This window comes from Luteimonas fraxinea (assembly GCF_021233355.1).
Lineage (GTDB): Bacteria > Pseudomonadota > Gammaproteobacteria > Xanthomonadales > Xanthomonadaceae > Luteimonas > Luteimonas fraxinea.
Genome location: NZ_CP089507.1, coordinates 1093438 through 1109411 on the forward strand (window position 1 = coordinate 1093438; position 15974 = coordinate 1109411).

The 15974-nt window shown below is 68.6% G+C and carries 16 protein-coding genes and 1 pseudogene; all 17 read right to left on the reverse strand.

The window, feature by feature from the left end:
* Positions 1 to 5 precede the first annotated feature (5 nt).
* The 17 genes and pseudogenes from pncB to LU699_RS04950 all read right to left on the reverse strand — a co-directional run bounded on the left by pncB (position 6) and on the right by LU699_RS04950 (position 15888).
* Positions 6 to 1193 carry a nicotinate phosphoribosyltransferase gene (gene pncB, locus LU699_RS04870; RefSeq protein ID WP_232134276.1) on the reverse strand — a complete coding sequence of 396 codons (1188 nt, stop codon included), beginning with the start codon at positions 1191 to 1193 and terminating at the stop codon, positions 6 to 8.
* Between the two features lie 3 nt (positions 1194 to 1196).
* Complete coding sequence (locus tag LU699_RS04875; protein ID WP_232134275.1) at positions 1197 to 2057, reverse strand: glycosyltransferase family 2 protein; 861 nt, start codon at positions 2055 to 2057, stop codon at positions 1197 to 1199.
* Positions 2058 to 2185: 128 nt separating this feature from the next.
* Positions 2186 to 3019: pseudogene (locus tag LU699_RS04880) on the reverse strand (glycosyltransferase family 2 protein); the annotation flags it as partial.
* A 27-nt stretch (positions 3020 to 3046) separates the two neighbouring features.
* Positions 3047 to 5320, reverse strand: coding sequence for a type II secretion system secretin GspD (gene gspD / locus LU699_RS04885; protein ID WP_232134273.1), 2274 nt, complete (start codon positions 5318 to 5320; stop codon positions 3047 to 3049).
* A gap of 10 nt (positions 5321 to 5330) precedes the next feature.
* Positions 5331 to 6191 carry a general secretion pathway protein GspN gene (locus tag LU699_RS04890; protein ID WP_232134272.1) on the reverse strand — a complete coding sequence of 287 codons (861 nt, stop codon included), beginning with the start codon at positions 6189 to 6191 and terminating at the stop codon, positions 5331 to 5333.
* Complete coding sequence (gene gspM / locus LU699_RS04895) at positions 6181 to 6843, reverse strand: type II secretion system protein GspM (protein WP_268738614.1); 663 nt, start codon at positions 6841 to 6843, stop codon at positions 6181 to 6183. Before gspM ends, LU699_RS04890 begins: the two co-directional genes overlap by 11 nt.
* The gene (locus LU699_RS04900) at positions 6833 to 8020 is read right to left on the reverse strand and encodes a PilN domain-containing protein (RefSeq protein ID WP_232134270.1); all 1188 of its coding nucleotides are present in this window, start codon (positions 8018 to 8020) and stop codon (positions 6833 to 6835) included. Before LU699_RS04900 ends, gspM begins: the two co-directional genes overlap by 11 nt.
* Positions 8020 to 8877, reverse strand: coding sequence for a type II secretion system minor pseudopilin (locus LU699_RS04905; protein ID WP_232134269.1), 858 nt, complete (start codon positions 8875 to 8877; stop codon positions 8020 to 8022). The genes LU699_RS04900 and LU699_RS04905 overlap by 1 nt, the downstream gene beginning before the upstream one ends.
* Positions 8874 to 9509 (reverse strand): prepilin-type N-terminal cleavage/methylation domain-containing protein, encoded by a 636-nt coding sequence (locus tag LU699_RS04910; protein WP_232134268.1) that lies wholly within the window; start codon positions 9507 to 9509, stop codon positions 8874 to 8876. Before LU699_RS04910 ends, LU699_RS04905 begins: the two co-directional genes overlap by 4 nt.
* Positions 9506 to 9931 (reverse strand): type II secretion system protein XpsI, encoded by a 426-nt coding sequence (gene xpsI / locus LU699_RS04915; RefSeq protein WP_232134267.1) that lies wholly within the window; start codon positions 9929 to 9931, stop codon positions 9506 to 9508. The genes LU699_RS04910 and xpsI overlap by 4 nt, the downstream gene beginning before the upstream one ends.
* Positions 9928 to 10392 carry a type II secretion system protein XpsH gene (xpsH, locus tag LU699_RS04920; RefSeq protein WP_232134266.1) on the reverse strand — a complete coding sequence of 155 codons (465 nt, stop codon included), beginning with the start codon at positions 10390 to 10392 and terminating at the stop codon, positions 9928 to 9930. Before xpsH ends, xpsI begins: the two co-directional genes overlap by 4 nt.
* Before the next feature lie 80 nt (positions 10393 to 10472).
* Complete coding sequence (gene gspG / locus LU699_RS04925; protein WP_232134265.1) at positions 10473 to 10910, reverse strand: type II secretion system major pseudopilin GspG; 438 nt, start codon at positions 10908 to 10910, stop codon at positions 10473 to 10475.
* A gap of 56 nt (positions 10911 to 10966) precedes the next feature.
* Complete coding sequence (gene xpsF, locus LU699_RS04930; protein WP_232134264.1) at positions 10967 to 12184, reverse strand: type II secretion system protein XpsF; 1218 nt, start codon at positions 12182 to 12184, stop codon at positions 10967 to 10969.
* Between the two features lie 13 nt (positions 12185 to 12197).
* A complete protein-coding gene (locus LU699_RS04935) occupies positions 12198 to 12578 on the reverse strand; it encodes a hypothetical protein (protein ID WP_232147911.1) in 381 nt (126 codons plus the stop codon).
* A 352-nt stretch (positions 12579 to 12930) separates the two neighbouring features.
* Positions 12931 to 14664 carry a type II secretion system ATPase GspE gene (gene gspE / locus LU699_RS04940; protein WP_425491039.1) on the reverse strand — a complete coding sequence of 578 codons (1734 nt, stop codon included), beginning with the start codon at positions 14662 to 14664 and terminating at the stop codon, positions 12931 to 12933.
* 70 nt (positions 14665 to 14734) lie between these two features.
* Positions 14735 to 15349: a DUF2242 domain-containing protein gene (locus tag LU699_RS04945; RefSeq protein WP_232134262.1), complete on the reverse strand. Its 615-nt coding sequence runs from the start codon at positions 15347 to 15349 to the stop codon at positions 14735 to 14737.
* Positions 15350 to 15480: 131 nt separating this feature from the next.
* Positions 15481 to 15888 carry a hypothetical protein gene (locus LU699_RS04950; RefSeq protein ID WP_232134261.1) on the reverse strand — a complete coding sequence of 136 codons (408 nt, stop codon included), beginning with the start codon at positions 15886 to 15888 and terminating at the stop codon, positions 15481 to 15483.
* Positions 15889 to 15974 lie beyond the last annotated feature (86 nt).

Here is a 15974-nt window from a genome sequence, read left to right on the forward strand (position 1 = left end):
GGCGATCAGGCCGCGGTGTCGGCCGGCAGTCCGAACACCTGGCGCAGATAGGTCAGATAGCCCGGGTCGTCGCACATGCTTTTGCCCGGCGAATCGCTGAGCTTGGCCACCGGCTGGCCGTTGCAGCGGACCATCTTGATGACGATGCTCAGCGGTGTCGGCCCGAGATCATTGGTCAGATGCGTGCCGACGCCGAAGGCCAGTTTGCAGCGGCCGCGGAAGTAGGCGTGCAGGCGTTTGACCTTGTCGATATCGAGGCCGTCGCTGAAGACCAGGATCTTGCTCGACGGATCTACGCGGTTGTCGGCGAAGTGCGCGAGCATCCGGTCGCCCCAGACGAAGGGATCGCCCGAGTCGTGGCGCACGCCGTCGAAGAGTTTGCAGAAGTACATGTCGAAATCGCGCAGGAACGCATCCAGCCCGACGACATCCGACAGTGCGATACCGAGATCGCCGCGATATTCGTGCGCCCACGAATCCAGTGCCACGACCTGCGAATCCCGCAGCCGCGGCCCGAGCGCCTGGAACGCCTGCAGATACTCGTGCGCCATCGTGCCGTGCGGCGTCATGCCATGAATGCGCGCGAAGTGGACGTTGCTGGTGCCGACGAACTGGTCACCCAGCGCATCGCGCAGCAGCGGCAGCATGTGGCCGTGCCAGTGCTGCGAGTAACGGCGCCGCGTGCCGTAGTCGGCGATCCGGCAGTCTTCATAACCGGCGACGTCGCGCAGCAACGCAGCCTTGGCCTGCAGACGGCGCTCGCCTTCGGCGAAATCGGCCTGCGTGGTGTTGCGGAACCAGACCTCGTTGATGATCGCCAGCAGCGGCACTTCGAACAGGATCGTATGCAGCCACGGCCCGGTGATCCTGAGTTCGATCTCGCCCGGCACATCGGTCGACGCGCGCAGCTCGATGTACTTGCGATCGAGATGGAACAGGCCGAGGAAGTCGGCGAAATCCGGCTTCACGAATCGGAGCGCGCGCACGTATGCCAGTTCGTCCGCGCTGAAGCGCAGCGCGCACAGCGCATCGATCTCCGCATCGATCTCCTCGATGAACTGCGCCAGATCGATGCCGGGCGTACGGCACTTGAAGCGGTACTGCACGACCGCGCTGGGGTGCTGGTGCAGCACCGCCTGCATCATCGTGAACTTGTACAGATCGGTGTCGAGCAGGGAGGCAATCGCGGCCATCGGTCAGCCTGCCGCCTGCACGGCGCGGCGCAGCACCGCGATCGGGAACCGCGCCCAGATCATCGCCCACACCGCGACGCGTTGCGGCCAGTTGCGGTGCGCGGCCTCGAAGCGCTGGAAGTAGCGCCACAGGCCGCGATGCTTGTGCCATTCGACGAACACCGGCCGCGAGCGGCTGGAGACGCCGCGCACGTGCAGCACAGCGATGTCGTTGGCGACCGCGATCACCGCACCCGCCTCGCGCGCGCGCCGGCACAGGTCCAGGTCTTCGGCATGCAGCCGGTAGCCGGTGTCGAAACCGTCGATGCGGTCGAACAGCGTGCGCGGCAGCAGCATCAGCGCGCCGGAGATCGCCTGCACGCGTTGCAGCGGCTGCGCGGCATCGCGCGGCACAGCGAGCACACGGGCCTGCGGATCGCGCAGCATCGCGGCGAATTCCGGATCGCGGCGACGCGCGGCGGGATCGCGCGCGCCATCTTCGCCGACGAGTTCGGTGCCGAGCAGACACGGCGCGGCCAGGGCATCGGCATGCATGCGCAGGCGCGCGAGCGAATCGGCATCTACGAGGCAATCCGGGTTGACGAAGGCGATCCACGGCGCGTCACCATCGCGCGCACCCTGGTTGCAGGCGACGGCGAAGCCGGGATTGTCGGGATTGCCGATGAAGTGCACGCGCGGATCGAGCGAGGCGTGCCGCTGCACGATGGCCAGCGTCGTGTCATCAGACGCGTTGTCGACGACGCGGATCTGCGCGACGCCGTCGGCCGCGCGCAGGCGCGTCAGACAGGCGTCGATCGTGCTGCCGCTGCGATGGGTGACGACGACGGCGACGATGTCGGGCGTGGCGGAATTTGCAGCGGTCACTTGGGCAGCGCGTCTTCGGTGAAAGACACATTGTCCGCTGCGTCGGGTGCAGTGTGTATGGTGCCGTCGTCGTCCGGATGGGACACGGCGACCGGGGACGCGTCATCGACCGCATCAGCCGCGTCGTCCGCTTCAAAGAGTTGCTGCTGCGCCGGCGCGTTCTCCAGCGCATCGAAGCCGCGCTGCAACGCGACGCGCGTCGCGTACAGCGGGTCCTGCATCAGGAAGGTCGCGAGCCGCGAATGCCACGCCGGCCAGCGCACCGCGAGCGCGTCCATGTCGCCGTCGGCCGGACCGCCCTCGCCGCCGCGCGCGACGAATGCGGTCTCGCACAGCGCATTGCGCCAGCCCAGGCCGGCCATGCGCAGCGACAGGTCGATCAGCGCGGCGTACCAGGAGCGGTAGCTCGACGCATCGAGGCCGCCGGCCTTGCGTCGCGCATTGCCGCGCAGCAGGACCGCATGCCCGATCGCGGCCGGCAGTTCGGGATACAGCGGCGGCAGCGCTTGGCAGGCACGCGCGAGACGCGACGGCGCATCGGGCACTGGATTGATCTCGCCGATCCGCGGCCAGGCTGCGGACTCGCCAGCGTTGCACCACGGCGTCGCCGTCGCGATCGACGCATCGCGCGCGAAGCAGGCTGCGAGTGCATTGGCCCAGCCCGGCGCGGGAATCGCGTCAGGTGCGAGCACGATGACATCGGCGTCGCCGCAGGCGCGCAGCACGTCGTCGAGATGCGCGACCTCGCCGATCGAGCGTTGGCGGCAGGTGTAGTCGGCCTGCAACGGCGTGCTGGCGAGCCAGCGCTGCACGATCTCCGCGCCACGCGGGCCAATACGCGCATCGTCGGCGAGCCAGATCCGCGTGCCCGCAGGCGTACCGGCATCGAGCGCGGCCAGACACGCATCGAGCGCGTCGTCATCGTGCCCGACCGGCAGCAGGATGACCGGCAACTCAGCCATGCGCAGTGTCTCCGCGCATTGCGGCCCTCAGTCCCGCGGGCTCTGCAGCGGCTGCAGCGCGCGGAAGCGGCTGCCGTACTCGTCCGTCAACCTGCGTGCTTCCTGAGGATTGCGCACGATGGTCGGCGTCAGCAGGACGATGACTTCGCTGCGCTCGGTACGCGAGCTCTGCCGGCCGAAAAGTCCGCCGAGAACCGGGATTCTGCTGAGCCCGGGGAAACCCGTCGAGACTCGACCGACGTCGTCCCGGATCAGCCCCGCGAGCATCACCGTATCGCCGGCCTGCACGGCCGCTTCGGTCTTGAGCCGACGCGTATCGATGCGCACGTTGCCCTGCGAATCGGCGGTGTTCTGTGGCTGCGGCGAACTCACTTCCTGCACGATGTCGAGGAACACCATGCCGTCGCGGGTCACGCGCGGCCGTACCTTGAGGATCGTGCCGGTCTCGATGTACTGGACTTGGGTGAACTGGCTGTCACCGAGGATCGGGTTCACGCTGCTCGACGAGATCGGGATGCTCGCGCCGACATTGAATTCGGCCATGGCGTTGTTGCGCACGAACACCGACGGTGACTGCAGGATCTGCACGTCGGTGACTTCATCGAGCGCACTGACGACCGCTGCGGCGTTTCTGCCGAGGAAGGTCCAGCCCAAGCCTGCAGGACCGGCACCTGTATCGACACCTGTAATGGCGCCGGCGATGCCGGCCCACGTCGTACGGTCCACTGCATTGGGAAGTCCCGCATCCGTCACCGCCCGCTCGAAGAACCAGTTCACGCCGTACTGCAGATCGCCACTCAGCGCGACCTCCACTACCTGCGCCTCGATATGCACCTGCGCCGGCATGACATCGAGCCGTTCGACGACATCGCGGATCGAGCGCCACGCAGCGGGGGTCGTACGGATCAGGAGCGTGTTGGTTTCGTCGACCGCCGATACACCGACGCGGTCGCCTTCCACTTCCAGCGTCACGCTGCTAGGACCCTCCTGCTGTTCGCTGAGCTGCATCTGACCCACGTTGCCGCCACCACCGCTACTGCCACCACCGCGCCCCATGCCCGAGCCGCTACCGCGATTGTTGCTGCCGAGTCCGGAACTGCTGCCACTGCCGCTGTCCAAACCGGACGAGCCATCCGTGCCGCCGGTGCGCAGCGTGTTACCGGTCAGGCCCGGCATCAGCGAAGCCGCATCCTGGCCGCCACTGCTGCCGCTGCCACCGCCGAAAACTTCCGACAGGCGCTGCGCGAGTTCGCGTGCCTTGATGAACTTGAGTTCATAGGAGAACAGCTTCGGGTCCTGGCCCGCGTTGTCGATGCGCTCCAGCCATTGCTGGATCTCGCCGAGATAGTCGGCCTGGGGCGTGATCACCAGCACCGCGTTCGCGCCCTCCAGCGGCATGAAGCGGAACATGCCCGAGACCGGCGATTCGCTGTCCTGGCCGAACACCTTTTCCAGATCGGCGACGACCTGCGTGGCTTTGCCCGACTGCAAGGGGAACACGCCGACCGACATGCCCGACAGCCAGTCGACGTCGAAGATCTCGATCGTGCGCAGGTAGTTGTCGAGTTCGGAGCGGCTGCCGGAAATCGTGATGACGTTGCGCGCGTTGTCGGCGGAGACGATCGCGTTCGGGCGCGCGTACGGCTCGAGCACCTTCTCCATTTCGGTCGCGGAGATGTAGCGCAGCGGCACGGTGCGGACTTCGAAACCGCGCGCGGCGCCGGTGCTGCCGGTGCGCGGCGCGACGGTGCCGGTCGCGAGCGCGGTGTCGGCGGCGACGATGTTGTAGCGGCCGTCGCTGTAGATCATGCGGGCGTTGTTCCAGCCCAGCACCATTTCCAAGAGGCTCAACGCCTGTGCCGCGCTCACCGGCTGCGGCGTCGCAAGCGTCACCGTGCCCTGCACTTCCGGCGCGATGACGTAGTTCTGGCCGAGCATGTCGCCGAGGATCGCCTTGGCGACGGCGTGCACCGATTCGCCTTCGAAATTGAACGAGGCCTGCCCGCTGGTCGCGCCCAGCGTGGGCGGCGCGGCTGACGCAGCCCGCTGGTTGAGCACGGTGCCGCTGCCGCGGCGGATCTGCGGCTGCGGACGCTCGTCATCGCCAAGCAGGGGTTGGGTGCGTGCGCCCGTCGCCGATGCGGTGTCGGCGGAGGAAGTGCCCGCCTCCGCGCCCTGGCGCAGGTCGGCATCGCGGCGCATCGAAGCGGTCGGCGCGGTGGCGCAGCCGGCGAGCAGTGCGATGCCGGTACCGAGGGCGATCGCCCGGAGGTGGAAGGCTGGCGTCTGGGAAGGCTTCATCGACGGGAGTCTAGTCCTGGGCGGAATTGGGTTGCTGTTGCTGCTGGCGCAAACGTGCGCGCCGTTCTTCGATCCGGCGACGGATCGCTTCGACCTGGGCTTCGGACGGGCCGGCGGCCGGCGCGGCTTCCGGCGTGACACCGCCACTAGCGTCGACGGGCGTCGTCTGCGGCGCAGCCGCGCCGCGTGGCTGTCCATTGGCGCCAGGCTCCGAGGCGCGGGCCGTGGCGGTGGCACGTCCGGTCGTGGCGCCCGGACTGCCGGTCGCCGGGGGCGGCGTCGGCGTCGCAGGCGGGCGCGAGGCGGCCTGCGCCGGCGATTGACCATCCGGCGGCGGCGTCGGCGTCATCGGAGTCGGCGGCTGTCCGCCACTGCCGTCGAACACGCGCAGTTCCAGCGTGCGCGGGCCTTCGGGCGTGGTGAACACCACGCTGCGTGCATCCACCGAATCGAGCAGCCAGTTCGAGGCCTCGGGTGGACCTTCGCCGACCTTGAGCCGGATCGATTCGCCGCCGCCATTGGGCTGCAGAATCGCCATCGCGAAGTCGGGCGTACGCAGCACACTGGTCAACACGTAGTCGAAGCCCGTGCCGGCGCCCTCGCCTTCGTCCTGCGGATCGATGAAGAAGGGATGCGGGCGGCGGTCGCCGGAGAACAGCGGACGCGCGGCGACCTCGTCGAAGCTCGACAGCGGCGGCGCGGGCGCGATGTCGCCGGGCGCAGGACCGACCGGCGCGGCGACCACGCCATCGTCCTCCAGCGTGCCGATGCGACTGCCGAGTCCGGCCAGCGACAGCAGCGCGAACAGCAACGCCCAACCGCCGACCGCGGCGACCAGCCAGGTGCGCGCGTTGGTGGCATCAATCCGCATCGGCGCCTCCGTTGGCCGCAGCCGGGCGTGCACGCGCGGCGGCATTGGCCGCCGGCGCCGCGCCGGGGGCCGGCAGCACGTAACCGGACAGATCGAAACTCACATCGACACCGCCACTGGTCGCACCGGCCGCGAGCGTGTGCCGCTGGCTGAGGATGTTGAGGTTGTCGATGAACAGCCGCGGCGTGCCGGTCTCCAGCGAGTGCAGCACCGCCGCCAGCTCGGCATTGCCGCAGCGCAGGCGCACCTGCACGGTCGCGCGCGGGTACTTGTCGCTGCGCTGGCCGGCGATCGGCGAGCGGTTGCTGATCGCGCAGCTGCGATTGCCGGGGCTCGCGTCGAGCACGGCGCTCTCCAGCCGCTGCACCAGCGCCGCGGTCGCGAGTTCCACGCCGGCCTGCGGCATGAAGCCGGGCGTGTCGTCCATCGCCGCGCGCGCGCGTTCGAGTTCGGCGCGCACCTGCGGTGCCTGTTCGAGTTCGCGGCGGATGCGCAGCTCGCGTTCCTGCAGCGTGTCGATGCGCGTGCCGAGTTCGCGCATGGGCTGCGTCCACCACGGATGGATCAGCAGCAGGTATCCCAGCAACAGCACGCCCAGCAGCAGCGCGAGCGCCAGCCAGCGGTCGCGGGCCGACACGGGCCTATCGGGCATCGTCCGCACGCACGGGCTCCTGTGCCGGTGTGGAGGCGGGCGCCGGCGCAGTCGCGGGCGGTACGAGTTCGGCGGTCAGGGTGAAACGGTCGGAGCGCGTGCGCGGATCGTTCTGCAGCGCGCCGGCGAGCGCGGGTGCGCGCCACAGCGTGGAGCCCGACAGTTGCCCGACTAGCGCAGAGGCTTCGGTGCTCAGACCGATCAGCAACACGCGGTCGCCTTCGATCGCGGCCTTCTCCAGCGACGTGGAATCCGGCAGCCGGCGCGCGAGTTCATCGAGCACCGCCACTGTCAACGGCCGCGCGGCGCGTTGTGCCTGCAGGAAGGCCATGCCTTCGCGCAGATCGGTGAGTTGCTGGCGCTGCGCCGAGGCCGCGCGCGCACGTGTGGCTTCGGCGGCGACGCTCGCTTCCAGTGCATCGGCGGCGGCGCTGCGGTTCTCGCGCATCTGCCACAGGCCGAACGCGGTCAGCAGCACCGCGATGCCGAGGATCATCAGCTGCACGCGACGTTGTGGATCTTCGCGGCGGCGACGACGCGCATCGTCGATCAGGTTGACGCCCAGCGGGCCGGCGTCGCCGGCAAGATCGATACCGGCCAGCATCGGCGCCAGCGGGCCGAGCGCGGCGAGTTGCGCGTCGATCGCGGCGCGCGGCACCACCACCAGTTCCACGTCGATCTGGCCATCGCCGCGCCGGCCCAGCACGCGGTGGTCGTAACGCACGTCAGCGGCGGCGAACGGCGTCTGCCGGTCGATCTCGAAACCCAGCACATCGTGCAGCCGGTCGCCGGCGGCTTCGGGCAGGGTCAGGCGCCGACGCAGACCGGTGCGTGCGGGCAGCAGCAGCCAGCGCGGCAGATCGATCGTGCGCGGCGCGAGCAGCGCGGCCAGCGGATCGCCGGCAGATTCGTCGAAAGAGGCGCGCGGCACGCTCGCGAGATCGCGCACGCCGTCGGCGCCCTGCAATTGCAATGCGACATCGCCACCGTTGCCGACCAGCAGCAGACGCCGGCTGGCGAGGCCGAACAGTTCACGCACACGCGCCGGCAACCAGGCCGACAGCGCCGCCCCCCACCACGACAGGAACGTCCGGACGCGCGCCGACGTGCGGCCGTCCAGGCGCCAGGCGCGGCGGCCGGGCACGGTCTCGCCCGGAGTTGCGGGTGTCGCGGACATCATCGTGGTGACGCTCCTTCTTCCCAACGCAGCACGGTGTAGGCCGTGCCCGGTACGGCGCCACCGCCGGTTCTGACGACTGCCCGCAGCCGCGCGGTCCGCCCCTCCGGAAGCCGCGCCTGGCTCTCGATACTATACGTGCCGCTACCGCTGCCCAGCAGAGCGCCGGCCAGTTGCGCGGCGGTCGCTTCGCGAGCCGCGAGGATCGGATCGGCCTCGACGCCCATCGCCTGCAGCACGGGGCCGGCGGCGAACTGCGGATCGGGCGACGGCAGACGGCTGTAGATCGTCAGATACGGCGCGACGGCCTCGTACAGCTCGGGCGTCATGCCGAGCACCTGCTCGACCTCGGCGACGCTTTCGAACGGCGCGTTCTTGGCGCCGTAGGGCCGCCCCGCGCTGGCATAGTCCGCGGCTTCCGCGCCACCGGTGATCTGCACGAAATCGTCGCCATCGCGCCAGTCGACGATTGCGCCGGCGACCTGCACCGCGACGCTCTGCTCGGCGCCGGTGGTCTGCAGCAATGCAGCCAGCAGCAGGCCGTCGGCGGCATTGAGATCGACCTTGCCGGTCTCGTCGACGATTTCGAGTGCCACGTCGATGTCGTGGAACCGCCAGCCGTAAGGACGTCCGTCGGGCTGCCACTGCAGCGCGGGATCATCCATCGCCAGCCGGGTCAACGCGTACTCCAGGCCCGCGCGCGCGGCCTGGTCGCCGGCGACGCCGCGACTGAGCACGCGACCCTGCTGCTGTTCGATGCGCGCGGTCAGCGCGAACGCACCGACCAGCGCCGCCAGCAACGTGATCAGCCACAGCACCAGCAGCAGTGCGGCCCCGCGATGTGCGCGCGCATTCATGGCATCGCCACCGGCGCAGCCTGCCCGGTGCCCTGCGGCAGCGTGACCACGAGCGTCGGCCAGGCGCCGTCACGCTCGGTCTCGATCTGCACCTCGACCTGCAACGGCAGCGCGGCCGGCCCCCAGCGCTCCTGCCACTCGCCGAGCGCGCCGGCGTCGTCGAAGCCGCGATAGCGCATCCGCAGCTCGACCAGATCGTCGACCAGCGGCTCGGGCGGGCGCGGACTCGGCGGTTCGATCGTGCGGCCGGTCATCACCATGCCGAAGGCGACCGTCAGACGTTGGGTACCGCGCACCTCGTCGACCGCGATGTCGTGCAGATGCGGCCCGCCCTGCCCGAGATAATTCGGCAGATCGGCGACGAAGCGCAGGCGCTGCGGTTCGCCGACGAACTGCGAGATCTCGCCGGTGTTCTCGTCGGTCTGGAACGCGATCTGCTGCGCGGAGGCGATACGCCGGCGCAGAAAGCCTTCGACGGCGCGCATGCGCTCGCTGCGCTGCGACAGGGCCTCGCCGCGATCAACGGTCGCGGTCGCGGCGCGCAACGTGGTCAGCGCCAGGGCGAGTCCGGCCGCGAGCAGCACCGTCGCCAGCAGCACTTCGATCAGGGTGAATCCGCGCGCATGCCTCATGGCATCGGCACTCCGAGCGCATCCGGTTCGCGCAGCCGCAACGTGTGCACCTGCAGACGCTCGCGCGGACCGCGTTCGCCCCAGTCCACGGCGAGCGCGATTTCGAAAAGTTGCTGGCCGGACGGATCGAGCATTGCAGGCGGCATCGCCGGATCGACGTAAGGCGCGATCTCCAGCGTCCAGCGATAGCGCCCGTCTTCGAACTCGCCAGTGGTACTGCCCGGCACCACCGGAATCTCGATGCCGATGCCATCCAGCAGCGATTGCGCATGCAACGCCGCGCGTCCCGAATCCGCGGCCCAGCGCACCTGGCGCGTGCCATTCGACAGCGTGCCCAGCAACAGCATCAGCGCGATGCCCAGCACCGCGAACGCCACGATGACTTCGATCAGGGTGTAGCCGCGCTGGCTGCGATGATTCATTCGTTCGCGTTCGCGCGGGACAGACGCACTTCGCCGGTCAGCCAGGCCACGTCCACCTGCCACGCGGCATCGCGCAGCAACACGCGCACACGCCCACCGGTGGCCGCGCCATCGGCGAAGAACAGGATTGCGCCTTCGCTGTCGTTCGACTGCAGTTCGCGCGCGCCGGTGAACTCGACCGCGAGCGGCTCGGGAATCGTGCCGTGGCGGCCATTGGGCGCCTGCCAGGTACGCGCCTGCGGATTGATCACGAAGCGCTGCGGTTCGCCGGTCGAAATCGCCTGTGCCCGCGTGTAACGCAGCTGCGCGGCAATGGTCTTGCTCGTCGACTGCAGCGCGATGCGATCGAAACCGCCGCTCATGGCGGCGGCCGCCAGCACACCGGTCACGGCGATCAGGCCGACGACCAGCAGCACTTCGAGCAGCGAGAAACCGCGGACCCTGGCGATGCGATGCGACATCTGGCGCGGCGAAGTTCCGGAGCGGGAGCAGCCCCGGAATCTAGCATCATCGGCGCCGCTTTCCACGGCGCGGAGACCGCTTATTCGTAGCGGATATCCGTGTTCACACTGTCGCCGCCCGGCTTGCGATCTGCGCCGTAGCTGACGATGTCGAACGGCTGGCTGTTGCCCGGCGTCGCGAACTCGTAGGGCGTGTTCCAGGGATCGCGCAGTTCGGCGTCTTTCGCGTACGGGCCGAGCCAGCCGCTGGCGCCGCCGGGCTGGGTGACGAGGTCGCCCAGTGAGTTGGGCAGCGTACCGGTGTCCATCTCGTACTGGTGCACCTTTTCGGCCAGCGTCTGCACCTGCGCCTTGGCGAGATTCACGCGGGCACGGTCGCCGCCGCCGAGGATGCGGGTCGCGGCGAACGCCACGATGCCGCCGATCAGCACGACGACGAGGATGATCTCGATCAGGCTGAAGCCGCCCTGCGCGGTGCGCGGGCTGCCGAGGGGACGCGATCTGCGGATGGGCTGCATCGACACTGCCTCGTTCAAGAGTCTGGATCGCATTGTATGACGCCGCGCAGCTGAACCTAGCCGATGACGCTGGTCAGGTCGTAGATCGGCACCAGCACCGCGAGGATCACCACCATCACCACGAGCGCGAGCAGCATCGTGATCGCCGGTACCAGCGCAGCCAGCATGCGATCGAGCGACGTGCCGGTCTGCTGATCGAAGGTGTCCGCGGTCTTGAGCAGCATTGCATCAAGCGCGCCGGATTCCTCGCCGACCTGGATCATCTGGATCGCGAGCCGCGGAAAGCGCTTGCCGCGTCCCAGCGCCGTCGACAGGCCGACACCGTTCTTGACCTCGGATTCGGCCGCTTCCACGTCCGCCGACAGCGCGAGATTGCCCAGCACCTTGCGGCCGATGCCGAGCGCTGCGATCAGCGGTACGCCGTTGCGTAGCAGCGTGCCGAGCGTGCGGGCAATCCGCGCGGTCTCAATACGAGCAACCAGCGGACCGAAGATGCGCCGCTGCAGCAGCCAGCCATCGAAGCGCAACCGGAATCGCGCATCGCGCAGCTTCAGCACGAACGCATAGATCGCGATCACCGGCACCGCCAGCATCAGGATCCACCAGTCGCGCACGAACTCGCCGAGACCGAGCACGATCTTGGTGAACACCGGAAGTTCCGCATCGAGACTGTCGTACATCGCCGCGAACTGCGGCACCACGTAGCCGAGCAGGAACATCAGCGACGCGCCGACCATGACGATCAGGATCGCCGGATAGATCAGCGCGTTGACTACGCGTCCGCGCAACAGGCGCGCGCTCTCGAGGTAATCGGCAAGGCGCTGCAGCGTGTCTTCGAGGCTGCCACCGGCTTCACCGGCGCGCACCATGTTCACGTACAGCCGAGAGAACGTGCCGTGCTGGCGTTCGAGCGCGGTCGACAGCGATACGCCGCCACGCACCGCATCACGCAGCTCGGTGATCGTGCGCTTGGCTTCGGGTTCTTCAGGCAGATCGAGCAGGATCGTCAGTGCACGATCCAGCGGCTGCCCCGCATTGAGCAGCGTCGCGAGCTGCTGGGTGAACTGCACCAGCCGCTGGCCCGAAAACGGCTTCGGCTTGAACAGCGCCTTCCAGTCCTCGACCGCCCGCGCCTCGCTCGCCGGCCGCGCCTCGATCGGCAGATGCCCCTGCTCCTGCAGACGCAGCGCAACCTCGGCTTCGCTGCCGGCATCCATCGTGCCGTCGAGCGTTTCACCGCGGGTGTTGAGGGCTTTGTAGCGGTAGAGGGTCATGGGAGCGTGTATCTCACGGCGCGTTGACCACGGTCACGTCCGGATCCGTCGAGAACAGGATCCGCATCTCGCTGGCGCCGTTTGGCCAGGTGAACGCCATCTGGGCAAACACCGGCAGCGGCATCGGCGGCTCGTTGCCGTCTGTTCCGTACCACGCGGCGTACCGCTGAGCTGCATCCGGCGCGACGATCGGAATCGTCGCGGCACACAGGCTGCGTCCACAGCCGAAGCCGGAGATCTCGAGCCCATGGCGACCCAGCGATGTGCGCAGCCAATCGCCGAACAACTGGTGCAAATCTCTCGCGTCTGGATCGGTCAGCCCTTCGTTCTCGAACGCACGGACAGCGTCCTTCCAAGCCTGCCCATCGTTGATCATTCCGAACGTATCGGACATCAGCGCACCGTCCTGCATCAACCGTGATTCGATGGGAGCGCGCGACTGCGGCAAGGCCTGCGCCCGACGCGTGGGCGGAGACATCGGTGCGTTGAAATTGGCGTCGTTACCGGGTTGACCCGTTGCGCGTGCGTCGGCTTGAGGCGCAACTGTGTCGGTGGATGCCTCTCGGTCGGTCCAGTCAGCGGGCTGTTCGACGTTTCCATTCGCAACTACGACATCGGCATCAGCGCCCTGCCTATCCACATCCCGATCTCCTCCACAGGCCGATGCCAACAAGGCTGCCGCGCACGCCAGTCCTGCCAGTCTCATGGGTTCCCTCGTCGGCCAGGGCGTCGGTTGCAGCGGTACATCACGCGTCCTCCGTCACCCGCAGCACTTCCTCGATCGTTGTCTCGCCGGCCAGCGCTTTGAGGATGCCGTCCTCGTACATCGTGCGCATGCCCGATTCGCGAGCGAGCTGTTCGAGTTCGCCCATGCCGGCGTGGCGCATCACCGCGCGGCGCAGGGTGTCGTTCATGACCAGGAACTCGACGATCGTGGTGCGGCCCAGATACCCGGTCGGCGCACCGGCAGACGGGCCCGGGCGATACAGCACGATCTCACCCTCGGGCTGGAAGCGGCGCAGTTCGAAGCGTTCGATCTCCTCGGGCGATGCGGCATAACGCACGCGATGCGTCGGCTCGAGCTTGCGCACCAGGCGCTGGGCGAGGATGCCGTTGACGGTGGAGGTCAGCAGGTAATCCTCGACGCCCATGTCGAGCATGCGGGTGATGCCGCCGGCAGCGTTGTTGGTGTGCAGCGTGCTGAGCACCAGATGGCCGGTCAGCGCAGACTGGATCGCGATGCGCGCGGTTTCCAGATCGCGCATTTCGCCGATCATGATGATGTCCGGATCCTGGCGGACGATCGAGCGCAGTGCGTGCGCAAAGTCGAGACCGATCTGCGGCTTGGCCTGGATCTGGTTGATGCCTTCGATCTGGTATTCGACCGGATCTTCGACGGTGATGATCTTGACGTCCGGCGTATTGAGCTGCGACAGCGCGGTGTAGAGCGTCGTCGTCTTGCCCGAACCGGTCGGACCGGTGACCAGCAGAATGCCGTGCGGCTGGTCGAGCACCTTGTTGAACTGCGGCAGGAATTCGTCGGTGAAGCCGAGCCGGTAGAAGTCGAACACCACCGTCTCGCGGTCGAGCAGACGCATCACCACGCTTTCGCCGTGCGCGGTCGGCATCGTCGATACGCGCAGGTCGAGCTCCTTGCCCTGCACGCGCAGCATGATGCGGCCGTCCTGCGGCAGACGGCGCTCGGCGATGTTGAGCCGCGCCATGATCTTGATGCGGCTGATCACCGCCGCGGTCAGATTCACCGGCGGGCTCTCGCCGTCGATGAGCACGCCGTCGACGCGATACCGGACCTTCAGCCGGCTTTCGAACGGCTCGATGTGGATGTCGGATGCGCGCAGTTCCACCGCGCGCTGGATCACCAGGTTCACCAGCCGGATCACCGGCGCTTCGGATGCAAGATCACGCAGATGCTCGACGTCGTCGACATCGCCGCCGCCTTCGCCGTCAGCGGATTCGATGATCGTGCCCATCGCGCTGCGGCCCTGGCCGTACCAGCGCTCGATCAGATCGTCGATCTCCGAGCGCAGACCGACGGCGGGCGCGATGTCGCAGCCGGTCGCCAGCCGCACGGCGTCGAGCGCGTAGTCGTCGTGCGGATCGGACATCCACACATGCAGGCGGCCGCGGCTTTCGCCAATCGGCAGCACGTGGAACTGGCGCAGGAACCGCACCGACAACGGCTGCGCGCCGTCGACGAGTTCCGGCGGATCTTCCGGCACGGTTTTGGCGCCGAGCAGTTGCAGGTCGAGCTCGGCGGCGCAGGCTTCTGCGTGGTCGCGTTCCGAGACCAGGCCCAGCCGCCCGAGCAGGGTCAGCAGGCTGCCGCCGGCTTCGGCGTGCAAGCGCTGGGCGCGCGCCAGATCGACGTCCTTGAGCCGGCCGCTGGCGCGCAGGCGCGCGACGATACGCGCCTCGGGCGTGTCGGGCGTCGCTGTGGAATCCTCGAGCACCGCATTCACTGCACGGCCATCCCATCGATTACGGATCGGCCGACTTTAGCAGTTCGACGGCGCCGGGCGCCGCCGCGGATCAGCCCTGCGGAAGCGGGTCGGTCGTAGCCTCGGCGCCGCGCTTGAGGTCCGCCGGCGGCGGATCTTCGCGGCGCATCTCGTCGGCGCTGGGCTTGCGGTCGCGGCTGCTCGGCGCGGGCACGTAGAAGCCGACGCGTTCGAAGAAGCGGCGGTAGAAGCCGGTGTCCTGCACGGTGCTGCTGGCGGTGCGCACCAGCGAGTCCTCGCGGCTGCCGACCGGCAGCGACAGCGAGCCAATGCCGCCGACGCCGACGCTCGCCGAATTGGAACTCTTGCGCATCACATAGCGGTCGAGCAGCGCGCTGACGAACAGCAGCGAGCGGTCGTTGCCGCGCGACACGCAGGACACGCGCACCGACAGTTGGGTGTGCACGTCGTCCTCGGGCTGGAAGTTCTTCGACGCTTCCACCGCATCGTCGCTGGACTTGGCCACCGCGTAGCCCTGGCCGAGCAGCGCCAACCGCGCCGCGCTGCACACCTGCGCCGGCGGCAGCTCGTAGGTGCGCGAATAGGTCTCGTCGGAATCGAAGGATTCACCCATGAACGGCGCGTCCTCGCGCACGTCGCGCCCGCACGCGGCCAGCACGAGAACGGCGGCAGCGATGGCGGTCAAACGTGGCAGGGAGCAGACGGAGCGCATCGGGGCGGGTCGGAAACCGGGACCGCGGCATGATACCGGCGTCGCGGTGTCGCCATCCCGACGCGGCCTGCACGGTTCATCGTGCAGCCGGATGCACCGCAGCCTCAGTGCGCGGTGGGCGGCGCCTCGGGCGGCGCATTGCGGGTGCGGCGCTCAGCTTCGAGCCAGTCCAGATGCTCGGTCAGCGTGCGGCCTTGCGCCTGCGCCTCGGCGCTCGCGGCGGCGTCGAGCGCCTTGGACACCGACAGTCGCGTGGCGATGCCGTTCGCATGTCGAGATGCGGCGGTGTGCCGCAGCATCGCCAGCACCATCGCGGCGCTGTGCGTCGTCGCGACCGGCTCGCCCCGTAGCACGAGCGTCCACTCGCCTTCGTGATAGGTCGCGCCGGCGAGCACGCGCTCATCGGGACCCTTGAGCTGTGCGTGGATCTGCGGTGCGCCTGCGCTGCCGTCGCTGCGACGCGGTGCATTGCGACGCCGGGCGTCGCGGCGGGACTTGGACGTGATGGACATCGGACTGCGGTCGTGCGGAAGTCTGGCGCGACAGTATCCCAGATCGGCGTGGACCCGCTGACCGGTCCATCACGGTCGCGCTGATG